Consider the following 20,056-nt stretch of genomic DNA (forward strand, 5'->3'; position numbering starts at 1 on the left):
ATAAATTATATTAACTAATGCATTATGCCTTGCCATAGGGTAGTGCTTTCTAACTTTCCGTTGATAATACTGTTAAAATGCTGATTATGCATAATCACATTTTTAGAGCCTAATTGCAGAGCGTCATCGTAGGCAGCTTTATGATAATGCATGTCATGAGTTAAAGTTCCTTCTTCAGGCACATCGTTTACAAATATTCCGTCTTTACTAAATTTTTGATTAGAATATTTCCTTCCAGAAAAACGCGTTACTCCAGGAGGCAAAGGCTTTTGAGTTTCTTTAACATGTATTGCTTTGCCATGAATAGTAATCCAATTACTGCGGCGAGGATTTTCCTTACCATCGAGAGATGGAACAAGCTCATCTTCCATTTCAATACTCGTAACCCAAGTGCGTTTTGCAATAGGATGATTTGCAATAGGAGAGCCTGCAGTTACTACATGCTGTATGTTGTACTCTTTTGAATAATCGCTTGCAATACTTGCAGCAACAATACCGCCTTGCGAATGACCAACTAACACAACAGGATCTTTAGGCTTAATCCCAGATTTTTTCATTGCTTCAACAACCATTCTTGTGCTATCTGCTTGCTTTCTAGCTAAAGGAGTATGACTCATTACCTCAGCATTCTGCTCCCATCCAAACGGTGAATGAGCCTTACCGTCTGTTCCAGGTATTACAACTAGCCATGATGTTTTTCCGTCCGCTTTTTTGAAGCGTGAAATAGCAATAGTTGCGGCATCTGGATTAACAAGTGGAGGGCGAACTCCCAAATTTCCGCTGCCAAGCTCAGCTAAATTATCGAGAGTTTCACTCAAATTTCTTCCAGGTTTAGGAAGCACAAAAGCTGGTTTTCTCCATGGTTCGTTAATTTTAGTAACAGTTAGATTATTACCTTGCTTTTTGTTATTTAACTGTGCTGTAAAAAGGCTTAGCGCTCCAGAAACAAACGGAACTGAAGAAACTGTTTTGCTTGAATTATCAATATGCTTATTTGCGTACTTTAAGAAATTAAGCGACTTATTTCGATACGTTTTTGTCATTCGATTATTTCTTTTACTTTGCGCTGCTCCTAAAATAAACAGTGGTATTCCTGTAATTGGGTTTATTAGTAGATTTTGAGAAAGACCTCGAATAGTTCCTTGCTGAATTTTGCGAGTTTTGTGAGCCCATTTCCCAACATTTTTAAGACCTGTGTGGTTATTAGCATCGCTAGACGCTGAAGAGAGTGCTGAAATAAAAAATGGTAAGGATGTTATAGGAAAAATTGCTGTAAGAAGCGCAATTCCATTATCAAATTGCTCTTTTGCTTTCTGCTCAGCTTCCTCGTAAATGCCGCTTGCTCTAATAATAAGAGCTGCCAACTGCTCTAAATTTTGAGACATATTTTGACATTTAGACGCATAAACATTGCACATACTTGGAGTTAGAAAACTTTGAGAAGCGTTTATAGTAAAAGGCGAGGAAGGGTTGTAATAAGCTGATAAATTATTAAAAGCCGAAGTTTGATTAGAAATAACCATTGCAGCATGCTGCCAAGAAGCACTTAACATTGACATTTCATGCGCAAGATTGCTTAGTTTTCTAGATACACTGCAGTATGCTTCGCTTTGCGCAACTGTAAGAGGCATTCCGCCCGAAACAGAAGATTGAACTTTCCAAGGCATATTACATTCCTCCTCTAATTTCGTAGAGTGAATATGCTTGGCTAGCAATATTGCTCATGCTATGGCGAAAATACTGGGCAGCAATACCTTGCCATTCGTTTAATTCGCTCGCTTTAGCCTCAGCAAGAATGTTTCTTGCGCACTGTTCGGTGCGCTGAATAAGCCATTTCCATTCGTAATATGTGTGCATAGTTAAGTATTAAACACACTTGCTAAATTAAAGTCACCAAAAAGTAAGCATTGTGGTTAAAAGCTATAAGCAATTTTTTTGCAAACTTTTTCGCGCTTTGCTTAAAAATTTTGCAGTAAATTTTGCAGTAAATTTACTACTAGCACACCAGCGATTCTGCTAATTGCTAAGAATTACCAAGGCTTATTTGAACCGTCTGAACTCGTTGTGCGCTTAGTTGTTTTTTCTTTTCCGTTTTGATTATCCTGATCTTCTTGATTTTGTTGATCTTTAGGATTTACCTTATTGTTCTGCTTAAGCAAGTCTTCCACTTTATTCTTTTGCGTATTATTAAGTTTAGGCTTGCTTGATTCAGTCTTATTCTTATTTTCTTCGCTCTTACTAGAGTTTTTTAGTTGCTTACTCTTAGACGCAGGAGATTTAGTATTATTTTTACCATTCTTTTGCTTAAGGCTCTCAGTAAACTTTCGAGAAATCTCAGAATTGTGCTCAATGTTTTCGCTAAGTTTTGGTAATAAAAGTATTTGCTGAGATTTAGCGTCGCTAAATTGTGCGTCAGTCTGCTGCTGTTGTGTAACCAATATGTCTTTGTCACTGTAAATATTTTTAGCAGATTTCATATTTGCAATAAGGCTGTTTGTTGCAGCATTATACGCATATTGCGCACGCCAATTAGTAATCACATAGTATGCTGCGAATAACGCAATAATAAGAAATATAATAGAAATAACGCGAATAATATTTCGTTTAGATATGCGCATCATACTAATTTCCTTGATGTAATAAACCAAACAACTAATTCCCATATAAGCAAAACAGCAGCAATTGTGGCAAATGGCCAAATAATTGGTTCTGGACGCAAGCGCGGTTTCGCTGTTTCATTCATACGCCACTGATGAGAAAGTATTGGCTTTGCTTCACTTCCTAAAGCGTGATTTAAAGAAGAATGAATATACTTTCCGCTAAGCTCATCCGCAATATTTCGCAAGTTTTTCTCATCAAGTTTTGAAATGCCAGGTTTTCCAGTAGAAGGATCTTTAACCCATTGTATTGAAGAACTTAAATTGGAATCTTCTTCTGATTTTCCTTGCGCATCTTGCTCAGAAGCGTAATCGTCAATACTTAATTTTGTACTTTTAAGCGGTATTTTTGCACCTTTAGACGAGCCTATTCCAATAACAAAAGCGTGAGTAATATAAGCTCGTAAAGATGAGAATGTTCTGCGCTTTCGTTGAGTTGTTTCTTCGCCATCACTAAGAACATACAGCACTGTTGTGTCGTCTGGATGAGCGTCATGAATAGCTTTTGCGGTGAGCAAAGTCTGATCTATTGGAGCGTCCAGGCTTGTTCCTGTAGCAATACTTGTAGGCTCTGTAAGTAAGGTTGTTATCCAATTATCAACTGCTTTTGCGTCCGGAGTTAAAGGCACATCAACAGACGTGGATGCTCCAAAAGAAATAGCTGCAAAACTCGCGTTTGCATAAGACTTAGTTATTTGCTTAACAATAGAGCGAGCTGCATCAATGCGCTCAATTTTTGCCTTATTATCATAATCTGCATCTTTAGCTCGCATTGATCCTGTAATATCAACTGCAATAATCACGTTAGTTGCGTTTACAGCACGTTGCATAGTTGCGCGCATAATACTAGGGGATAGTATGCAGATTACGAGCATTGCGCAAATAGCTATTCTGCGCAATCTCATTGCTAAAGTTTCGTTTGTTAGCGCCGATTTTCTTCTTAAAGGCACTATTTCAAAAAACATTGCAACAAGAACAATAAGTACGGCTATAATCGCAACAATCCAACCATAAGATGGAGCGAGAACCAGTTGACCTGCTTTAGCAGTGTCATCTGCCACAATTTTGCCGTATGAGAAATTGAGAGCCGCTGCTGAAAATAGTGTTGATATCATCTCTTAATCCTCTTTGCAATAGCCAACCACACAACAACGCTTACAACGCTAACAAGCACCCATATTCCAGGATCGTCGCTAAACGCTGATTGCGTTGTGCCTTGAGGAATAACTGAGTGACGTTTTTCAATTTCTCTTACAAGATTAAGAACAGAATCAGTATTTCGTTGAGTTAAGAATATTCCGCCATGAGATTCAATAAGATTCTTCATGTCTACAGTTGTATCTTCATTCTCATTCTGTTTAGCGCCTGAATATAAGCCGTCAACAGTTATATTTGCTTGCTTAGTCAAGTCTAAAGCTTGCTTTAATGAGTAAGTTGGATTTCCGGAAACAACATTATCTGTTGCAAGAACAATTGATGCGCTTCTGTTAAAACGACTTTGAGATTTATTAGAATTATGCGCATTTCCATAAATAAAACCAGGAAGCATTGCAGCGCAACTAACTAAGCCATCTCCAATAAGAGAAGTCGCGTTTTTTCTATTTTGTGTGCCTTCAAGCCAATCAGAAATCTCCTGATATTGGCGTTGCTGCAAATTGTCGATTTTATTTTGAGACTGAACGCCTCCAAGCAAATTAGCAGCATACTGCAGCTGCTTTTTAGCTAGACGATAATCATCCGTTAAAGGAAAAACGGTTCTAGAAGTGGAATTAAAAATACTTAAACCTATTCGTTCGCCTTGGAAATGCTCAATAAAATTAAGATAAGCAAGAATAACTTCACGATCGTACGGTAATGCAGAGCCGGAAACATCCAGGCATAAAACAATATCTCTAGAGCTTATTTGTTCATCTGCATTAAACACTCGAGAAGGTCTAGAGGCAATCGCAAGCGACCCTAATAAAGACAAAACCAACATTGCTGTTGCGCATCTTTTAAGCCTTCTCCACATATACCATGAGTGACTTGCTAAAGATCCTTGCAAATCTTCGTCAAAAGTAAAAGTGTAGAATTTTTGATTCAGATTGTGGTGATGCTTCTGATACTGCTTTTTAAGAATATGCTGACGAATAACGTCTCCAATAATCAAAACAGCAAAAATAACTAAGCATACTAGTATTCCTGCAGCAAAAATTAAAGGCCACTTAAAACGCCAAGGCCACAAAGTTTCAAATATCTTACTCATTAGCGTTGCCCCTTCGTTTGCCAGCCTTCGAGCAAAACAAGAACCCACTCTGCTGCTTGATCAACAGTAGTATTTTGTGCCTGTTCGTTCTCTTTATAATTAGCAAATTCCGGCGGATACAAAGCTGCGATTGTTTGGCGCAACATATCTGCACCCTTTTTATTTCGCCACTTTAGGCGCAAAGAACTAATTTCACCTAAAGTATGCGTTTTAATATCTTCACCACTCATTCGAGAAACGTAAGTTCTAGCAACTGACGCTAGTTTTGCACAAGCCTGATCAGAAGTAAGCTCATTGCTGTGATATTGTTTTACAATTTCGTCAATTTCATTTCGCCAAGCTTGTTTGTTTTCACGATGAACATGCACAGCATTATCTGCAATTTCGTCGGAAGATAACAAAACTTTCGGCTTTTTGAAAGAAAAATACAAAACAATTGCAGCAATAACAATAACAACAAAAGCAACGCCAAGTATGCTTGCAAAAAGAATGTCGTTATGAATCTGTGGGTGAATATTTTGCATACTCATTACTGCACATCCTCCTTGCGTAATGATTCAGTAAGATAATTCGTACGACTTACAGATTTAGCAGACACTCGGAAAATTTCCTCACTAGATGACCCACATATTAATGACGCTTTAACGCCAACAAGCATGTCACGCAAGGCACTACTTTTGATGCTTCTGCGATTTTCAACCTCTTGCTTAACGTTATCGTTTTGCAAAAATGCTGGAATTCTTCGCAAAGTAATGCCATCGCTTATACGCATGTTAATTGTTTTATCAAAAGAATTAACTGGGCAAATAGTTACAACAACGAGATTATGATTTTGAGTAATTTTTCGTAAACTATTCGCATCGTGAGCTTGCAACGCATACTCGTCTGTAATAAGAACAACAAGACCATTTGAATCAACAAACTTTTGCATTGATTTAATCAAATACTCAGTATTTCGAATGTGACTTCGAGTATTAAGCAAAGCACTGTCAAGATTTCTTTCAAAATCAGAAAGATTGCGAGCTTGAGGAACTTTAACTATGTTGCTACCATCAACGCAAAGTAACGAAACAGAATCGTGACGTCTTAAACTTAAAGCTGCAAAAAAGCATGCAGCATTTGCAGCAATCTCATACAACGTTTCAAAAGATTTGCAAGCGCCGTTCATATTAATACTTGCGTCACACACAATCCAAGTATGAGATGACGAAGTACGTTCGCGCGAAGAAACCATAGGCTGACCTGTTCTAGCACTAGCAGACCAGTTCATCATTCGAGCTTCGTCACCAGGTTGCCAAGCGTGAACATCAATAACATCCCCGGTTCCAAAACGACGATGCGAAGGATGCTCACCTTCTAGTAATCCCAATGCTTTACGAGCAATAGGCAAATCTATGCGTTGGTCGAGCAGCTCAATTTTTCTGCGAACGGCTTTGGCTGGCTCAGACAACGCTAAACGTTTCATAGGTATCATGGCACAGGAACAGTCTTTACCAATGCGTCAATAACTTGATCAGTAGTAATAGAGTCTGCCAAAGCTTCAAAAGTCAACAGAATACGGTGTCTTAATACTTCGTGCGCGAATAATTTAACATCTTCTGGAATTACATAGTCTCTACCAGAAAGCAAAGCATGAGCCTGAGCAATGCGAATAAGCGCAATAGAAGCACGAGGGCTTGCACCCATGCGAACAAGAGTATTAATGGTTGCAAGAGGGTGAGAGCCTTCGCCTCGAGAAGTTGCAACAATGTCAACAGCATACTTCATAACTGCTTCAGAAACATGAATATGTCGTGCTGCAGCACGCATAAACACAACATCTTGCAAGCTAATGCGCTGTGTGCTTAAAGTTGCAGGGTCAACAACATCTGATCCTCTTTGTGTAAGCAACTGAAGCATTTTAACTTCTTCGTCAGGATTCGGGTAGGTCATAATTGCCTTAACCATAAAACGATCCATTTGAGCTTCAGGAAGATTAAAAGTGCCTTCTTCTTCAATAGGATTCTGAGTTGCAATAACCATAAAAGGCTGAGGTAGCGCAATACGCTCACCGCCGATTGTTGTTGCGCCTTCTGCCATAGCTTCGAGCATTGCAGATTGAGTTTTTGCATTAGATCGGTTGATTTCGTCTAGCAAAATAATATTTGCGTGAATAGGACCAATCTGAGTAGTAAAACGTTGGGATGCAAAATCAAAAACTTGCGTACCAACTAAATCAGCTGGCATTAAATCAGGAGTGCACTGCACGCGTCGGAAGCTACCAGACATTGCAGTTGCAAGAGTTTGTGCAGCAGTGGTTTTTGCAAGGCCTGGCACAGATTCAATAAGAATATGTCCGCCAGCAATAAGTGTTAAAATAAGAGATTCTCGCAATGCTTCCTGACCGACTAAAGTTTGTGCAAAGCGCGAGCGCAAAATGTTTGCAATCTGCTGGCAGCGACGAATATCGTCTGCTGAAATAGTAGTCGAATCTTGAGCATTTGATAATCCAACTGTAGATTTACCTGCTGCAAAAGCTATATTCGCATTAGGAATCATATTGGAATTATTATTTAATTGTTGCTTACGTGGTTGCGGTGGAAATAATGCCATAGGCTCTATGTTAGCTGATATACGGTACTGAAATCGGTAAAAACCGGCATATTGCTAGGGATTATTTGATTACTACGCGTATTTTTAAAGCTATATTTCTTGAGAATTTAGCGACCAGTCAATTGGCGAAGCGCCCATTTTGATTAGTGCACTATTCGCTCTTGAAAACGGTTTTGATCCAAAGAAACCACGCGAGGCAGAAAGAGGGCTTGGGTGAGAAGAAGTAATAAGTGTTGCGTTTGTTAACAATGGAGCTAAGCTTTGAGCGTTTCTTCCCCATAAAATAGCTACAAGAGGCATTGGGTTTCCGTTTTCGTCTTTTCGAGAATTTAACGCATTTATTGCAGCGTCTGTTACAGTTTCCCAGCCCTTTCCTTGATGACTATTTGCTTTACCTGCTTCAACAGTTAAGCATCGGTTAAGAAGCATTACACCCTGCTTAGTCCACGGTGTTAAATCTCCACTTTGAGGAGTAGAAACACATAAGTCGTTCACTAATTCCTTGTAAATATTAATAAGGCTTTTAGGTAACGGACGCACTTTTGGTGAAGTGCAAAAACTTAATCCCACAGGATGGCCTGGAGTAGGGTAAGGGTCTTGGCCAACAATTAAGACCTTTATGCTTTTTAGCGGAATGCTAAACGCGCGCAAAATGTTGTGACTTGCGGGAAGAATATGGTGTCCACTTTCGATTTGTTCTCGCAAAAACACTCCCATTGCTCGTATTTGTGGCTCAACTGGAGTAAGAGCTTTAGCCCAATCTGGATCCATCAATTCTTCTAAAGGTTTAATTTTGTAAGGACTCATATGGCTACTGTATGACAAGGCATAGCATAATAGGAAAAATTTCTTAAAAATTCTGATTTGTGCTTTGTGACCAGCATTCGCTACTATGGATGCATATTGTTTTAAGTAAACACTTGGAGGAATGCAATTATGGCGCGAAATAATCACAACGTGTCGTATACGCCCGATGTTTTTGATGAACCACCAGAGGGACCAGTTGGTGTGCATCGCGGCAATCCCGCTTGGTACGCTGTAATTCTTCCTTATTTTGTTGCAATAGTTATTGCATTACTGGCTGGTTTGCTTGTTTGGGCAATCGGCTCTGGAGAGATTTCGCATCTTCCATTACCTTGGAATAATTCGCATCAAAGCTCGAAGTCTACAACAATAATTAAGAAATCGCATACTGATAAGTCAGATGGAAAAGATGAAGATAAGTCTGAAGATGCAGATGCTGATGAAGATGAGGATACTTCAGCAAAGCAAAAGTCCAACAAAGATAAATCAGCGGACGATACTAAGGATGCTGATAATAAATCTGATTCTACGGCTTCAGTAGATAAGTCTGTTACTGTAAAAGTTATTAATGCAACCAATGTTGCTGGATATGCTGCTAAGAATGCAGACAAGCTGAAGCAATCTGGTTATGCAAATGTTACTGCTGGTAATCCAAGCGGCAAAGTTCCGTCTGAATCTGTTGTATGGTACAAGGATGATTCTCAGAAAGCTGCTGCTGAAGATATAGCAAAAACTTTGGGCATTACTGCTGTAGAAAACGAAAAAGAGATTGTTTCGCAGATTGTAGTAGTTCTTTGCAAGTAGTTTTCTACTCACATAAGTAATAAAAGCAAAATATAGAAGCCGGTTGGATTAGTTCTAACCGGCTTTTGTTTATAAAATTTTATTGAAAATAAATAATTATAAACGCCAAAGTTGGCACTCGGGCACATAGAGTGCTAATCTGCTAATTAGCACTCGAAGGTTGAGAGTGATAATTAGCAGCTGACGGCTAATCAAATCTTATTCACCTACGAGTGAGTGTTCCATAGTTACGATATGTGGAGGAAACATGGCAAAGATTATTGCCTATGAAGAGGACGCCCGTCAGGGTATGCTCGCAGGTCTTGACAAGCTTGCTAACACTGTAAAGGTTACGCTTGGACCTAAGGGTCGCAACGTAGTGCTTGATAAGACTTATGGAGCTCCAACCATTACTAACGATGGTGTTTCCATCGCTAAGGAAATCGATCTTGAAGATCCATATGAGCGTATTGGCGCCGAGCTTGTTAAAGAAGTTGCTAAGAAGACTGATGACGTTGCAGGCGATGGTACAACAACCGCAACAGTGCTTGCTCAGTCCTTGGTACACGAAGGTTTGAAGAACGTTGTTGCAGGAAGCAACCCAATTGCTCTTCGCCGTGGTATTGAGAAGGCTTCTGAAGCAATTGTTAAAGAACTTCTTGCTTCTGCTAAGGATGTTGAAACTAAGGATCAGATTGCTGCTACTGCTACTATTTCTGCAGCAGATCCTGAAGTTGGCGAAAAGATTGCTGAAGCTTTGGATAAGGTCGGTCAGGACGGCGTTGTTACAGTTGAAGATAACAACAAGTTTGGCCTTGATTTGGACTTCACTGAAGGTATGCGTTTTGATAAGGGCTATATTTCCCCTTACTTCGTCACTAACGCAGAAGACCAGACTGCTGTTCTTGAAGATCCATACATTTTGCTCACTTCTGGCAAGGTTTCAAGCCAGCAGGACATTGTTCACATTGCTGAACTCGTTATGAAGTCCGGCAAGCCATTGCTTATTATTGCTGAAGATGTTGATGGTGAAGCATTGCCAACTCTTGTTTTGAACAAGATTCGTGGCACTTTCAACACTGTAGCTGTAAAGGCTCCAGGCTTTGGCGATCGCCGTAAGGCTATGCTCCAGGATATGGCTATTTTGACTGGTGCACAGGTTGTTTCCGATGACCTCGGCTTGAAGCTTGATTCTATCGACGCTTCTGTGTTTGGTCACGCAGCTAAGGTTATTGTTTCTAAGGATGAAACAACTATCGTTTCTGGTGCTGGATCTAAGGAAGATGTTGATGCTCGCGTGGCTCAGATTCGCGCAGAAATCGAAAACACTGATTCCGATTACGATCGCGAAAAGCTTCAAGAGCGTCTTGCCAAGCTCGCTGGCGGCGTTGCTGTTATTAAGGTTGGCGCTGCTACTGAAGTTGAAGCTAAGGAGCGTAAGCATCGTATTGAAGATGCAGTTCGTAACGCTAAGGCTGCTATTGAGGAAGGTTTGCTTCCAGGCGGTGGCGTAGCTTTGGTTCAGGCTGCTGCAAAGATTGAAAAGTCTCAAGCAATCACCGAGCTTAAGGGTGAAGAAGCAACGGGCGCTGCAATCGTGTTCCGCGCTGTAGAAGCTCCAATCAAGCAGATTGCACAAAACTCCGGTGTTTCTGGAGATGTTGTGCTCAACAAGGTGCGTGAGCTTCCAGAAGGCCAAGGCTTCAACGCTGCAACCAACACTTACGAAGATTTGATGGCTGCTGGCGTTACTGACCCAGTTAAGGTAACTCGTTCTGCTCTACAGAACGCTGCTTCTATTGCAGGTTTGTTCTTAACCACTGAAGCTGTGGTTGCTAACAAGCCAGAAAAGCCAGCTGCAGCACCACAAGCTGGCGCTGATATGGGTTACTAAATATAAAAAGTTGAGAAAATTTTTATAGCTGAATAGCTCATAGTAGATGGCGGTATGCTCACAAATGAAGTATACCGCCATTTATATTTCATTAGATTATTCAGACTATTCAGCCCATTCCAAATAGGGAAGTAGCTTGAGTTTCCGCATCAAGATACACTCCCGAAGCATGTTGCATAGCTTGCTGAATTGCTTCTAATGATTGTTCCATCTGCTGCTGTGCTGCACGCCACTGACCTGCGGTCGACGCAAACTTTGTAGCAGCGGAACCCGTCCATACGCTTTGCAACTGCTGCAGATTGGCATACATGCCGTTGACTGCTTCTCTAATTGAATTAACCGAGGTTCCAACTGCTGCAGCCGCCTGCTGAATTTGTTCTGAATCAACTCGAAATTGTGCCATATTTCCCCCTATTCGTATCTGCTTAAAAAGCATTTAGTATTAATTAGCGCAACATCACACTTATTAAGTAACCTTCTTACATAAACGTGTCTTACCTACTTGTGTGATGTCACGCTATTATGAATATATGCCATCGAAAAATTACGCAAAAGTTTTAGAAGAGAATGTGGTTAAAAGGTCAGGGGTTATCCACATTTTAAAGGACTATAAGCTTACAAGCTTAAAACTCGCACGCTTAAAGCAAGTATTACGTGCGGTTGTGGCATTTTTAGTTAGTGTTTTTCTTATTCTTCAAATATTTTCAATATTTCCAACTTTTTCTTTACTTCCATCTGATTTTATAAAAATTAATAAAGCTTATGCGGAAGAACAAACTTCAAATTCAGGAATTGTTGCTACTGATTCAATTACGGATACTGAAAATCTTCTCGGTGACTCTGTTAATAAAGTTTCTGACGAAATTGCAGCAACTAAAAAGCGAACTGGAGTAACTGTAAGACTACTTTATTTGTCTACTTTTGGGGATACTAAAGATCCATCAAAATGGGCGAGTGATTTATTAATAAGCACTCTTCCTGCTAAAAATACGGTATTACTTGCTGTTGCAACTCGCGACGGCCGTCTAGTAGTTGCAGTATCTCCTAATTCCGACGAATGGTTAAAAAGCAGAAATACTGTTGACGCATTATCTGATGCAGCATATAAACCTCTAGTAACAACAACTGGCACTCATTGGGGTCAGTCTGCAATTATGATGATGAAGCAAATTTCTCGCTCTAAACGAACCGCTACAACTTCATCTGCAAGTCTTATATCAACACTTATTATGTTGATTATTATTCTTTGCTTAGGTGTAGTAGTGACACTTATTTTGCTTCACCGAAGCCGTATTCAAAAGCAGATAAAAGCGGGCGTTAGAAAAGCGCGTAGGCGTCATGCTCGTCACCGCTAATAAAATCAACTACAACTTGTTGATTTTCAGCATTTATTCAGGAAACATTCAGCTTTATAAGTGATGCTAATCAGTATGAGTAAGAATGTTGAAGCATCTATTGTTGTCGTAGACGACGAACCATCAATTCGTGAGCTTTTAGTAGCGTCTTTACACTTTGCAGGTTTTGAAGTTGAAACTGCAGCATCCGGTTCTCAAGCCGTTGACGTTATTGAAAGAGTGAAGCCTGATCTTATTGTTATGGACGTTATGCTGCCAGATATTGACGGCTTCACCGTAACAAGACGAATTCGCCAAAACGGTATTAAAGTACCAGTTCTTTTCCTCACTGCAAGAGATGATACGCAAGACAAGATTATGGGCTTAACAGTTGGCGGTGACGACTACGTAACTAAGCCATTTAGTTTGGAAGAAGTTGTTGCAAGAATCCGCGCAATTCTTCGCCGCACTCAGGAGCAGGATGAAATAACTCCTGTTATTCGCGTAGCAGATCTTGAGATTAACGAAGATTCGCACGATGTAACTCGAAGCGGCATACCGATTGAGCTTAGCCCAACCGAATACAAGCTTTTACATTACTTGATGGATAATGAAGGCCGAGTGTTATCAAAAAGCCAGATTTTGAATCATGTATGGCAGTACGATTGGGGCGGAGATGCTGCAATCGTTGAATCCTATATTTCGTATCTTCGAAAGAAAATTGACGGAATTGAAATTACGGACGAAAATGGCAAGCTGCAAAAGGTAGTCCCTCTTATTGAAACAAAACGCGGAATTGGATACATGATTCGCGAACCAAAGTAAGGTCAAGCCTGATTATGGAAAACAATAATCGTAGTAGCGACGATAAAAAGCAGCCAAATAATGCTGGAACTGCGCAATCTAACAAAGACTCAGCGCGACAGCATATTGGAAAAAGCGTTGCTGTTATACAAAATACTGCGTCAGAAAAAAAGCCAAAACAAAACAGAATTTGCTGGCTTAAAACCAAAGCAAATTCTATTCCTTTAAGTACTCGTCTTGTGGCTTGCACTCTTGCAGTACTTACTGTTGCAGCATTTTGTATTTCATTATCAATTCGTCAATTGGTAGGAAATTATTTGCTTGAAAAAACTGATGCGCAGTTAACGGATCAGGCAAGACTTATTTACGACAATATAGATTTGCTTCGTTCAAAAGATTCAAGCCAATCTACAGCAGGTCCAAACGACTACTTTATGCAGATTCGCGATATTAATAACAAAATCATATCTACTCCTTTAGTTCCAAAACTAAAGGGAGATTTTGTTTCTATGCCGAAGCTTCCTGCAAACGGAAAACCCATTAAGGGCGTTCTTATACATAGGCCTTACACTACTCCGGCTAAAGTTAAGGGTGACCCTAGTAGTGTTGATGAGATTACTTTAAAATCTGCAAAAGCTCCTTGGAGAGTTTTGGTGCTTGAATGGGAGCATAGAAGCAGCTACACTTCCGACGTACGTTTGCGCGGATACGTATATATTGCTTTATCTTTAAGCGACCAGCGCGATACTGTAAATACTCTTACTAGATACTGCATTATGGTAAGTATTGCAGTTATTCTTCTTGGAGCGGTATTTGCGGCGCTTATTATTCAGTCCACTTTAAGACCGTTAAAGCGTATAGAAAAAACAGCTTCAAAAATTGCTTCTGGAGATTTAAGTAGGCGAGTTCCATCCGCGCCAGAAAACACGGAAGTTGGTTCTTTGGCTGCTTCTTTGAACTCAATGCTTGCGCGTATTGAACGTGGATTTAATGAGCAAGAAGCAATGACTGAAAAAATGAAGAGATTCGTTTCTGACGCAAGTCACGAATTGCGAACTCCTTTAGCAGCTATTCACGGTTATGCTGAGCTTTACACAATGTGGCGCAATATGCCGGGAGAGCAGGAGCGCGCTGATGATTCTATTGCTCATATTAAGGCTTCTAGCGAGCGCATGACTGAGTTAGTGGAAGATTTGCTTTCTTTGGCTCGATTTGACGAGGGTAGAGGAATTAATATTTCTCAGGAAGTTAGCTTGTCTCCAATTCTTTCGGATGCTGCTAACGATTTGCATGCTTTAGATCCAGCTAGAGCGGTTCAGCAGGGTTCGCTTACGCTTTCTGAAGACTTTTCTTTGGAAGATTGCACTGACTGCAATTTTGAACGCAAGTTTGTGTTCAATAGCGGAAGTCTTCCTAGCGTATCTCTTCTTGGTGATGGAGCGCGCTTACGTCAAGTCATGACGAATATTGTTGGAAATATTCACCGATACACTCCGGCTGATTCTCCAGTAGAAATTGCTATTGGCGTAATGAAGGCTTCAATTGATCCAGACCAGCTTTCCAAGCTTCCTTCAGTTAGTGACTCGTTAAAAGAGTTTTTGATTGCTGCAGAAAAAAGCCAATCTACTGATTCTGGCAATACTTACGCAGTAATTCGTGTTGTTGACCATGGTCCTGGAGTTCCAGAAGAGTCGCTTTCTCGCATTTTTGAACGTTTCTATATTGCGGATCCTTCAAGAGCGCGCGAAAAAGGCGGAACTGGATTAGGAATGGCTATAGCACAGTCTGTTGTAAAAGCTCATCATGGTTTTATTTGCGCAACAATATCTGACCCGTCAACTATTTCGGGAAACTTTGCTGGCTCAGATAATAATGTTGACGATACAATGGACGGTTCGGAGTCTCTGGATATTAATCCTCATGGATTAACGCTTACTGTTGTGCTTCCTGTAAGAGAAATTGAACCTTATGCGCTACAATAGAAAAAGCGAAACAATTAACATTAATATCTGTTAAACTATATACGGATGTTTTCGCATATAAACGATGCACTTGTGTGTTTAATGCATATTGGTATGCGACAATGAGTGATTATTTGAGTGAGGTGTGTTATGCCCAATGGGCGTGTGCGTTGGTACGATGCGCAGAAGGGGTACGGCTTTATTGCCGGCGACGATGGCAAGGATGTTTTCTTACCAGCTGCAGCTTTGCCTGCAACTGTAAAGACTTTGCATAAGGGTACAAAGGTTGAATTTTCTGTAATTGAGGGTCGTAAAGGTCCTCAAGCGATGGGACTTAATCTTATTGCAACAACTCCATCGCTAGTTAAAGCAACTCGCCCAAAGGCAGAAGATATGGCAGCAATTGTTGAAGATCTTATTAAGCTGCTTGATTCTGCAGGTAACGGTTTGCGCCGTCGTCATTATCCATCTACTGCTGAAAGCAAGAAGCTCGCTACGCTTTTGCGCGCAGTAGCCGACAATTTCGACGTTCAAGAATAGTTTCGGGAATATTATTTATGACTGATGAAGTGATGAATCCACAAGATATTGCTCGTAGCATTGCTGTGGAAACTTCAGAGCGTTCCGATGCCGTGGGAGATTTTGTGTCTTCCACGGATATTGGTGACGGTGTTACCGATTTTCGCTTTGAAAGTAAGCTTGTTGGTTACGAGGGCTGGCAGTGGTCAGTAACGCTGTATCACGATTTGGAAACTGAGCGTTGGACTGTAAACGAATCCACGCTTATTCCTACCGACGATTCACTACTACCGCCACCTTGGATTCCATGGAAAGATCGATTGAAGCCAAGCGATCTTTCTGTAATGGATTCTATTGGAACAGAAGAAGACGATTCTCGTCTTGAAGATGGATTCCGTCCAGTAAATCATCAGTCTGAAGATGAATTAAGCGAAAAATCTGAGGAAGAATCTAAAGAAGAAAAAGAAAATTCCGAAGAAAATACACTTAAGCAAGATGGTGAAACTGCTGAAAATGCAGACGCTACAGAAACTGTTGAGAATGAAAGCAGCTCTTGCGATTCGCAAAACAATGAATCATCCGAAAACAATGATTCTAACGAAGATCTTGAAGAGGCAGTTTCTACTTTGCGCCTATCTCGCAGACGCGTGATGACTGCAGAAGCTCTTTCGCAAACAGCAAAACGTTGGTATGCAGGGCAGCACGGTCCAAAGTCACTGTCAACAAAAATAGCTGACGGTAATGTTTGCTCTTCATGCGGCTTTATGATTCCACTAGCTGGAAGCTTGGGTTCAATGTTTGGCGTGTGCGCGAACATGTGGAGTCCAGACGATGGTCGAGTTGTATCTCTTGACCACGCTTGCGGAGAGCATTCCGAAATTGAGCCACCTGAGCCATCACAGCTGTGGATTCAATCAGCTCCAGCCTACGACGATTATCATATTGATATTTTGCAGCAAGCTCCTCGAGAAGAGCGTGCAGATGTTGAGCTTATTGAGGAAGCAATTGAAGATAGCAAAACGCATCGCCGCAAGCGTCGCAAATTAAATAAAGATGCTACTAATGATGCTAATACCGCTGATACAGCTGGTATAGCTGATACTGATATCACTGATACCCCTAGTACAGATACAGCTGATTCTAAGACAGCAGATTTGACTCCAGAAATTAACGATGTTGAATCTAATGATGTTGAATCTAATGATGTTGAATCTAACTATGAGGATGAAGCAAAAACCGAAGAAATTAAGAAAATAGAAGTTACTGAAGAATCTGCTAAAAGCGAAGAACCTAATAAAAACACAGGTACTACAGCAATGCGATTGTACAAAAGGAAATCACGCAGACAACATAAGTAAAATCTAAAGAAATTCTAAGGAATACAGAAAAATCCTAAAAATCTTAACAGATTCTAATAAATACTAATAAGTTGTGTAATACTTCGCGTCATGGTGACTAGTTACCATGGAATGAACGAAAAGAACGGAAGGCAGTTATGTTTGAACGGTTCACTGATCGCGCACGACGCGTGATTGTGCTAGCTCAAGAGGAAGCTCGCTCACTTCAGCATAATTACATTGGTACTGAGCATATTTTGCTTGGTCTAATTCGCGAAGGTGACGGAATTGCATCAAAAGCGTTGAGCTCAAAGGGCGTAGACTTGGAAAGCGCGCGCAAACAAGTGGAAGAAATGATTGGCAAGGGTGCTGTTGCCCCAAGCGGCCACATTCCTTTTACGCCGCACGCAAAGCAAGTTTTGGAGCTTAGCTTACGAGAAGCTCTGCAGCTTGGTCATAGCTACATTGGTACTGAGCATATTTTGCTAGGACTTATTCGCGAAGGCGAAGGCATTGGCACACAAGTGCTTATTAAAATGGAAGTCGATCTTGGAGACTTAAGAAGCACTACAGTTGACTTAATTCGCGGAGGTAGCTCTACAAGTTCAGAAGATGAAAAGGGCGAACTTGCTAACGCTGGAAGCGTGCAAGATAAAAGCAACAAGTCTGGGTCTGCACTTCTGGATCAGTTTGGCCGAAATCTTACACTTGAAGCGCGCGAAGGAAAACTTGATCCGGTAATTGGCCGTTCTGAGGAAATCGAACGAGTTATGGTTATTCTTAGCCGACGCACGAAGAATAATCCTGTGCTTATTGGAGATCCTGGCGTTGGTAAAACTGCAGTTGTAGAAGGACTTGCCCAGAAAATTGTTGAAGGCGATGTTCCAGAAACGTTGAAAAACAAGCAGATTTATTCTCTTGACTTAGGATCAATGATTGCAGGATCTCGCTACCGTGGCGATTTCGAAGAGCGCTTGAAGAAAGTTCTTAAAGAAATTAAAACTCGCGGCGATGTTGTGCTTTTTATTGACGAAATTCACACTATTGTTGGTGCAGGCTCTGCCGATGGTGCTCTTGGCGCTTCCGACATGCTTAAGCCAATGCTTGCTCGCGGCGAACTACAGACAATCGGTGCTACTACAACCGATGAGTATCGTAAGTATATTGAGAAAGATGCTGCTTTAGAGCGTCGTTTCCAGCCAATTCAGGTTCCTGAACCTACTATTGCTGAGACGATTGAGATTCTTAAAGGCTTGCGTTCGCGCTACGAAAATCATCATCATGTAACTATTACGGATGGAGCTTTACAGTCTTCTGCAGAGCTTTCTGACCGTTATATTCAAGATCGTCACCTTCCAGATAAGGCTATTGATCTTATTGATGAAGCTGGCGCACGCTTACGAATTAAGCGCTTAACTCAGCCGCCTGAGCTTAAAGAACTTAACCATAAGATTGCTAAGATTTCTGAAAAGAAAGATGAAGCAATTAAGCAGCAAGATTTCGAAGAGGCTGCTAATCTTCGAGACGATCAAGAAAAACTTGAAAACGAAGCTGCCGAAAAGGAAAAAGCTTGGCGTGAAGGTGAGTCTAACGTCAAAATGGTTGTTGACGAAGACATGATTGCTTCTGTTGTTTCAAGCACTACAGGAATTCCTGTAGTAAAGCTTACTCAGGCGGAGTCTCAGAAGCTTCTTCAAATGGAATCTGAGCTTCATAAGCGTATTGTTGGCCAAGATGAAGCCGTATCTGCTTTGGCACGCTCTATTCGACGAGCGCGCGTTGGTTTGAAAGATCCTAAACGTCCTTCTGGTTCGTTTATTTTCGCTGGACCTACAGGCGTTGGTAAAACTGAGCTTGCTAAAGCGTTGGCAAACTTCCTCTTTGACGACGATGATGCTTTGATTCGCGTTGATATGTCTGAGTTTGCTGAAAAGTATGCTGCATCTAGGCTTTTCGGAGCTCCTCCTGGATACGTTGGTTACGAAGAGGGCGGCGAGCTTACCGAAAAAGTTCGCAGGAAGCCATTCTCTGTGGTGCTTTTTGACGAGATTGAAAAAGCTCATCCGGATATTTTCAACACGCTTTTGCAAGTGTTGGATGATGGTCATTTAACCGACGGCCAAGGCAGAAAAGTAGACTTTAAGAATACGATTATTATTCTTACTACTAATCTTGGTACGCGCGATATTGCGAAGGCTGCAAACACTGGCTTTACGCTTGGAAATAGTTCTGATTCTACGTATCAGCGAATGAAGGATCAGGTTAATTCGGAGCTTAAGCGCCAGTTCCGTCCAGAATTTTTGAACCGTTTGGATGACACTATTGTGTTCCGTCAGCTTACGGAGCCTGAAGTGCGCCAAATTGTTGATATGGACATAAAGCTGCTCAATAATAGACTGTTTGACCACCACATGTCTTTGGAATTGACCGACGCTGCTAAGAATTTGCTCGCTCAAAAAGGATTCGATCCTTTGCTGGGCGCGCGTCCATTGCGTCGTGTAATTCAGCGAGATATTGAGGATATTATTTCCGAGAAGATTTTGCTGAACGAAATTTCTGACGGCGAACGAATTGAGGTTGACGCTGAAGGCGAAGGATTGCTGGGGGAGTTTACTTTTAAAAGCCAGCAGTTTGATGTTGCGGAGTTAGATGAATCTAGCAAGGATTCTAGCGATGATGTGGAGCTAGATGAATATAGCAAGGATTCTAACAACTTATCTAGCGACGTATCTGGTGACGATTCTAGCGATAGCAAGGCTTCTAGTGACGATTCTGCAGATAATACTGCAAAGGATGCTGATAACAGCTCTGAAAGCAATACTGGAAGCAATGCTGAAAACGAAACAGTTGATAAAACTGACAGCGAAACAAAATAAGCCTAGATAGTAAAAATCCCGACTGACTGTAATGTCGTCGGGATTTTTGTTTTTATGTGTTTTATAAATAACTATTGTTACGATTAATGCAATATGTTATTCCGATACTATTTATATTGTTCCAATAAAACTTTTTACTTAGCAGCTTGGTCAGATGCCATGCACATTACATTGGCAATTAACCCCCAATTGCATATCTCATAATCAGGCTCATGCACTTAAAAATCGAAAAACAATAGTTTCTACGCAA

18 protein-coding genes are annotated in these 20,056 nt (G+C 40.9%); 8 read left to right on the plus strand and 10 right to left on the minus strand.

Annotation, left to right across the window (positions count from 1 at the left end; translation table 11 throughout):
* Positions 1-14 precede the first annotated feature (14 nt).
* The 9 genes from ACLD5M_RS00395 to ACLD5M_RS00435 all read right to left on the minus strand — a co-directional run bounded on the left by ACLD5M_RS00395 (position 15) and on the right by ACLD5M_RS00435 (position 8,301).
* The gene (locus ACLD5M_RS00395) at positions 15-1,667 is read right to left on the minus strand and encodes an alpha/beta hydrolase (RefSeq protein WP_410314309.1); all 1,653 of its coding nucleotides are present in this window, start codon (positions 1,665-1,667) and stop codon (positions 15-17) included.
* A 1-nt stretch (position 1,668) separates the two neighbouring features.
* Complete coding sequence (locus ACLD5M_RS00400; protein ID WP_410314310.1) at positions 1,669-1,857, minus strand: hypothetical protein; 189 nt, start codon at positions 1,855-1,857, stop codon at positions 1,669-1,671.
* Positions 1,858-2,030: 173 nt separating this feature from the next.
* Positions 2,031-2,621: a DUF6466 family protein gene (locus ACLD5M_RS00405; RefSeq protein WP_246905113.1), complete on the minus strand. Its 591-nt coding sequence runs from the start codon at positions 2,619-2,621 to the stop codon at positions 2,031-2,033.
* Positions 2,618-3,772 carry a vWA domain-containing protein gene (locus ACLD5M_RS00410; protein ID WP_410314311.1) on the minus strand — a complete coding sequence of 385 codons (1,155 nt, stop codon included), beginning with the start codon at positions 3,770-3,772 and terminating at the stop codon, positions 2,618-2,620. The genes ACLD5M_RS00405 and ACLD5M_RS00410 overlap by 4 nt, the downstream gene beginning before the upstream one ends.
* Complete coding sequence (locus ACLD5M_RS00415) at positions 3,769-4,902, minus strand: vWA domain-containing protein (RefSeq protein WP_019260993.1); 1,134 nt, start codon at positions 4,900-4,902, stop codon at positions 3,769-3,771. Before ACLD5M_RS00415 ends, ACLD5M_RS00410 begins: the two co-directional genes overlap by 4 nt.
* Positions 4,902-5,432 carry a hypothetical protein gene (locus tag ACLD5M_RS00420; protein WP_246905124.1) on the minus strand — a complete coding sequence of 177 codons (531 nt, stop codon included), beginning with the start codon at positions 5,430-5,432 and terminating at the stop codon, positions 4,902-4,904. The genes ACLD5M_RS00415 and ACLD5M_RS00420 overlap by 1 nt, the downstream gene beginning before the upstream one ends.
* On the minus strand, positions 5,432-6,376 hold the full coding sequence (locus ACLD5M_RS00425; protein ID WP_410314312.1) for a DUF58 domain-containing protein: 945 nt from the start codon (positions 6,374-6,376) through the stop codon (positions 5,432-5,434). Before ACLD5M_RS00425 ends, ACLD5M_RS00420 begins: the two co-directional genes overlap by 1 nt.
* Positions 6,373-7,494 (minus strand): AAA family ATPase, encoded by a 1,122-nt coding sequence (locus tag ACLD5M_RS00430; protein WP_410314313.1) that lies wholly within the window; start codon positions 7,492-7,494, stop codon positions 6,373-6,375. The genes ACLD5M_RS00425 and ACLD5M_RS00430 overlap by 4 nt, the downstream gene beginning before the upstream one ends.
* 90 nt (positions 7,495-7,584) lie before the next feature.
* Positions 7,585-8,301, minus strand: coding sequence for a uracil-DNA glycosylase (locus tag ACLD5M_RS00435; protein ID WP_410314314.1), 717 nt, complete (start codon positions 8,299-8,301; stop codon positions 7,585-7,587).
* 129 nt (positions 8,302-8,430) lie between these two features.
* Between ACLD5M_RS00435 and ACLD5M_RS00440 the strand changes: the two genes are divergently transcribed.
* Together ACLD5M_RS00440 and groL are read left to right on the plus strand one after the other, a co-directional pair.
* The gene (locus ACLD5M_RS00440; protein WP_004134972.1) at positions 8,431-9,102 is read left to right on the plus strand and encodes a LytR C-terminal domain-containing protein; all 672 of its coding nucleotides are present in this window, start codon (positions 8,431-8,433) and stop codon (positions 9,100-9,102) included.
* A gap of 247 nt (positions 9,103-9,349) precedes the next feature.
* Positions 9,350-10,975, plus strand: a complete 1,626-nt coding sequence (groL, locus tag ACLD5M_RS00445) for a chaperonin GroEL (protein WP_004134974.1) — start codon at positions 9,350-9,352, stop codon at positions 10,973-10,975.
* A gap of 109 nt (positions 10,976-11,084) precedes the next feature.
* On the opposite strand, the gene ACLD5M_RS00450 is transcribed toward groL, so the two are convergent.
* The gene (locus ACLD5M_RS00450; protein WP_004127832.1) at positions 11,085-11,378 is read right to left on the minus strand and encodes a WXG100 family type VII secretion target; all 294 of its coding nucleotides are present in this window, start codon (positions 11,376-11,378) and stop codon (positions 11,085-11,087) included.
* A gap of 127 nt (positions 11,379-11,505) precedes the next feature.
* Between ACLD5M_RS00450 and ACLD5M_RS00455 the strand changes: the two genes are divergently transcribed.
* The 6 genes from ACLD5M_RS00455 (at position 11,506) to ACLD5M_RS00480 (ending at position 19,806) form a co-directional block, all read left to right on the plus strand.
* Positions 11,506-12,330 (plus strand): hypothetical protein, encoded by an 825-nt coding sequence (locus tag ACLD5M_RS00455; protein WP_410314315.1) that lies wholly within the window; start codon positions 11,506-11,508, stop codon positions 12,328-12,330.
* Between the two features lie 75 nt (positions 12,331-12,405).
* Positions 12,406-13,134, plus strand: coding sequence for a response regulator transcription factor (locus ACLD5M_RS00460; RefSeq protein ID WP_004127837.1), 729 nt, complete (start codon positions 12,406-12,408; stop codon positions 13,132-13,134).
* A gap of 14 nt (positions 13,135-13,148) precedes the next feature.
* Complete coding sequence (locus tag ACLD5M_RS00465) at positions 13,149-15,095, plus strand: sensor histidine kinase (protein ID WP_410314316.1); 1,947 nt, start codon at positions 13,149-13,151, stop codon at positions 15,093-15,095.
* A 129-nt stretch (positions 15,096-15,224) separates the two neighbouring features.
* Complete coding sequence (locus tag ACLD5M_RS00470; RefSeq protein WP_410314317.1) at positions 15,225-15,614, plus strand: cold-shock protein; 390 nt, start codon at positions 15,225-15,227, stop codon at positions 15,612-15,614.
* Between the two features lie 17 nt (positions 15,615-15,631).
* Complete coding sequence (locus tag ACLD5M_RS00475; RefSeq protein WP_410314318.1) at positions 15,632-16,951, plus strand: DUF3027 domain-containing protein; 1,320 nt, start codon at positions 15,632-15,634, stop codon at positions 16,949-16,951.
* A 137-nt stretch (positions 16,952-17,088) separates the two neighbouring features.
* On the plus strand, positions 17,089-19,806 hold the full coding sequence (locus tag ACLD5M_RS00480) for an ATP-dependent Clp protease ATP-binding subunit (protein WP_410314319.1): 2,718 nt from the start codon (positions 17,089-17,091) through the stop codon (positions 19,804-19,806).
* Positions 19,807-20,056 lie beyond the last annotated feature (250 nt).

Origin of the sequence: Gardnerella sp. Marseille-Q9185 (assembly GCF_046508745.1) — a bacterium.
GTDB lineage: Bacteria > Actinomycetota > Actinomycetes > Actinomycetales > Bifidobacteriaceae > Bifidobacterium > Bifidobacterium greenwoodii.

What these genes read in the sequence shown, in the direction of transcription:
- groL (WP_004134974.1), top strand. Translation starts at nt 9,350, where the DNA reads ATGGCAAAGATTATTGCCTATGAAGAGGACGCCCGTCAGGGTATGCTC.
- ACLD5M_RS00415 (WP_019260993.1), bottom strand. Translation starts at nt 4,902, where the DNA reads ATGAGTAAGATATTTGAAACTTTGTGGCCTTGGCGTTTTAAGTGGCCT.
- ACLD5M_RS00435 (WP_410314314.1), bottom strand. Translation starts at nt 8,301, where the DNA reads ATGAGTCCTTACAAAATTAAACCTTTAGAAGAATTGATGGATCCAGAT.
- ACLD5M_RS00430 (WP_410314313.1), bottom strand. Translation starts at nt 7,494, where the DNA reads ATGGCATTATTTCCACCGCAACCACGTAAGCAACAATTAAATAATAAT.
- ACLD5M_RS00420 (WP_246905124.1), bottom strand. Translation starts at nt 5,432, where the DNA reads ATGAGTATGCAAAATATTCACCCACAGATTCATAACGACATTCTTTTT.
- ACLD5M_RS00475 (WP_410314318.1), top strand. Translation starts at nt 15,632, where the DNA reads ATGACTGATGAAGTGATGAATCCACAAGATATTGCTCGTAGCATTGCT.
- ACLD5M_RS00400 (WP_410314310.1), bottom strand. Translation starts at nt 1,857, where the DNA reads ATGCACACATATTACGAATGGAAATGGCTTATTCAGCGCACCGAACAG.
- ACLD5M_RS00440 (WP_004134972.1), top strand. Translation starts at nt 8,431, where the DNA reads ATGGCGCGAAATAATCACAACGTGTCGTATACGCCCGATGTTTTTGAT.
- ACLD5M_RS00450 (WP_004127832.1), bottom strand. Translation starts at nt 11,378, where the DNA reads ATGGCACAATTTCGAGTTGATTCAGAACAAATTCAGCAGGCGGCTGCA.
- ACLD5M_RS00425 (WP_410314312.1), bottom strand. Translation starts at nt 6,376, where the DNA reads ATGATACCTATGAAACGTTTAGCGTTGTCTGAGCCAGCCAAAGCCGTT.
- ACLD5M_RS00480 (WP_410314319.1), top strand. Translation starts at nt 17,089, where the DNA reads ATGTTTGAACGGTTCACTGATCGCGCACGACGCGTGATTGTGCTAGCT.
- ACLD5M_RS00405 (WP_246905113.1), bottom strand. Translation starts at nt 2,621, where the DNA reads ATGATGCGCATATCTAAACGAAATATTATTCGCGTTATTTCTATTATA.
- ACLD5M_RS00455 (WP_410314315.1), top strand. Translation starts at nt 11,506, where the DNA reads ATGCCATCGAAAAATTACGCAAAAGTTTTAGAAGAGAATGTGGTTAAA.
- ACLD5M_RS00460 (WP_004127837.1), top strand. Translation starts at nt 12,406, where the DNA reads ATGAGTAAGAATGTTGAAGCATCTATTGTTGTCGTAGACGACGAACCA.
- ACLD5M_RS00410 (WP_410314311.1), bottom strand. Translation starts at nt 3,772, where the DNA reads ATGATATCAACACTATTTTCAGCAGCGGCTCTCAATTTCTCATACGGC.
- ACLD5M_RS00395 (WP_410314309.1), bottom strand. Translation starts at nt 1,667, where the DNA reads ATGCCTTGGAAAGTTCAATCTTCTGTTTCGGGCGGAATGCCTCTTACA.
- ACLD5M_RS00470 (WP_410314317.1), top strand. Translation starts at nt 15,225, where the DNA reads ATGCCCAATGGGCGTGTGCGTTGGTACGATGCGCAGAAGGGGTACGGC.
- ACLD5M_RS00465 (WP_410314316.1), top strand. Translation starts at nt 13,149, where the DNA reads ATGGAAAACAATAATCGTAGTAGCGACGATAAAAAGCAGCCAAATAAT.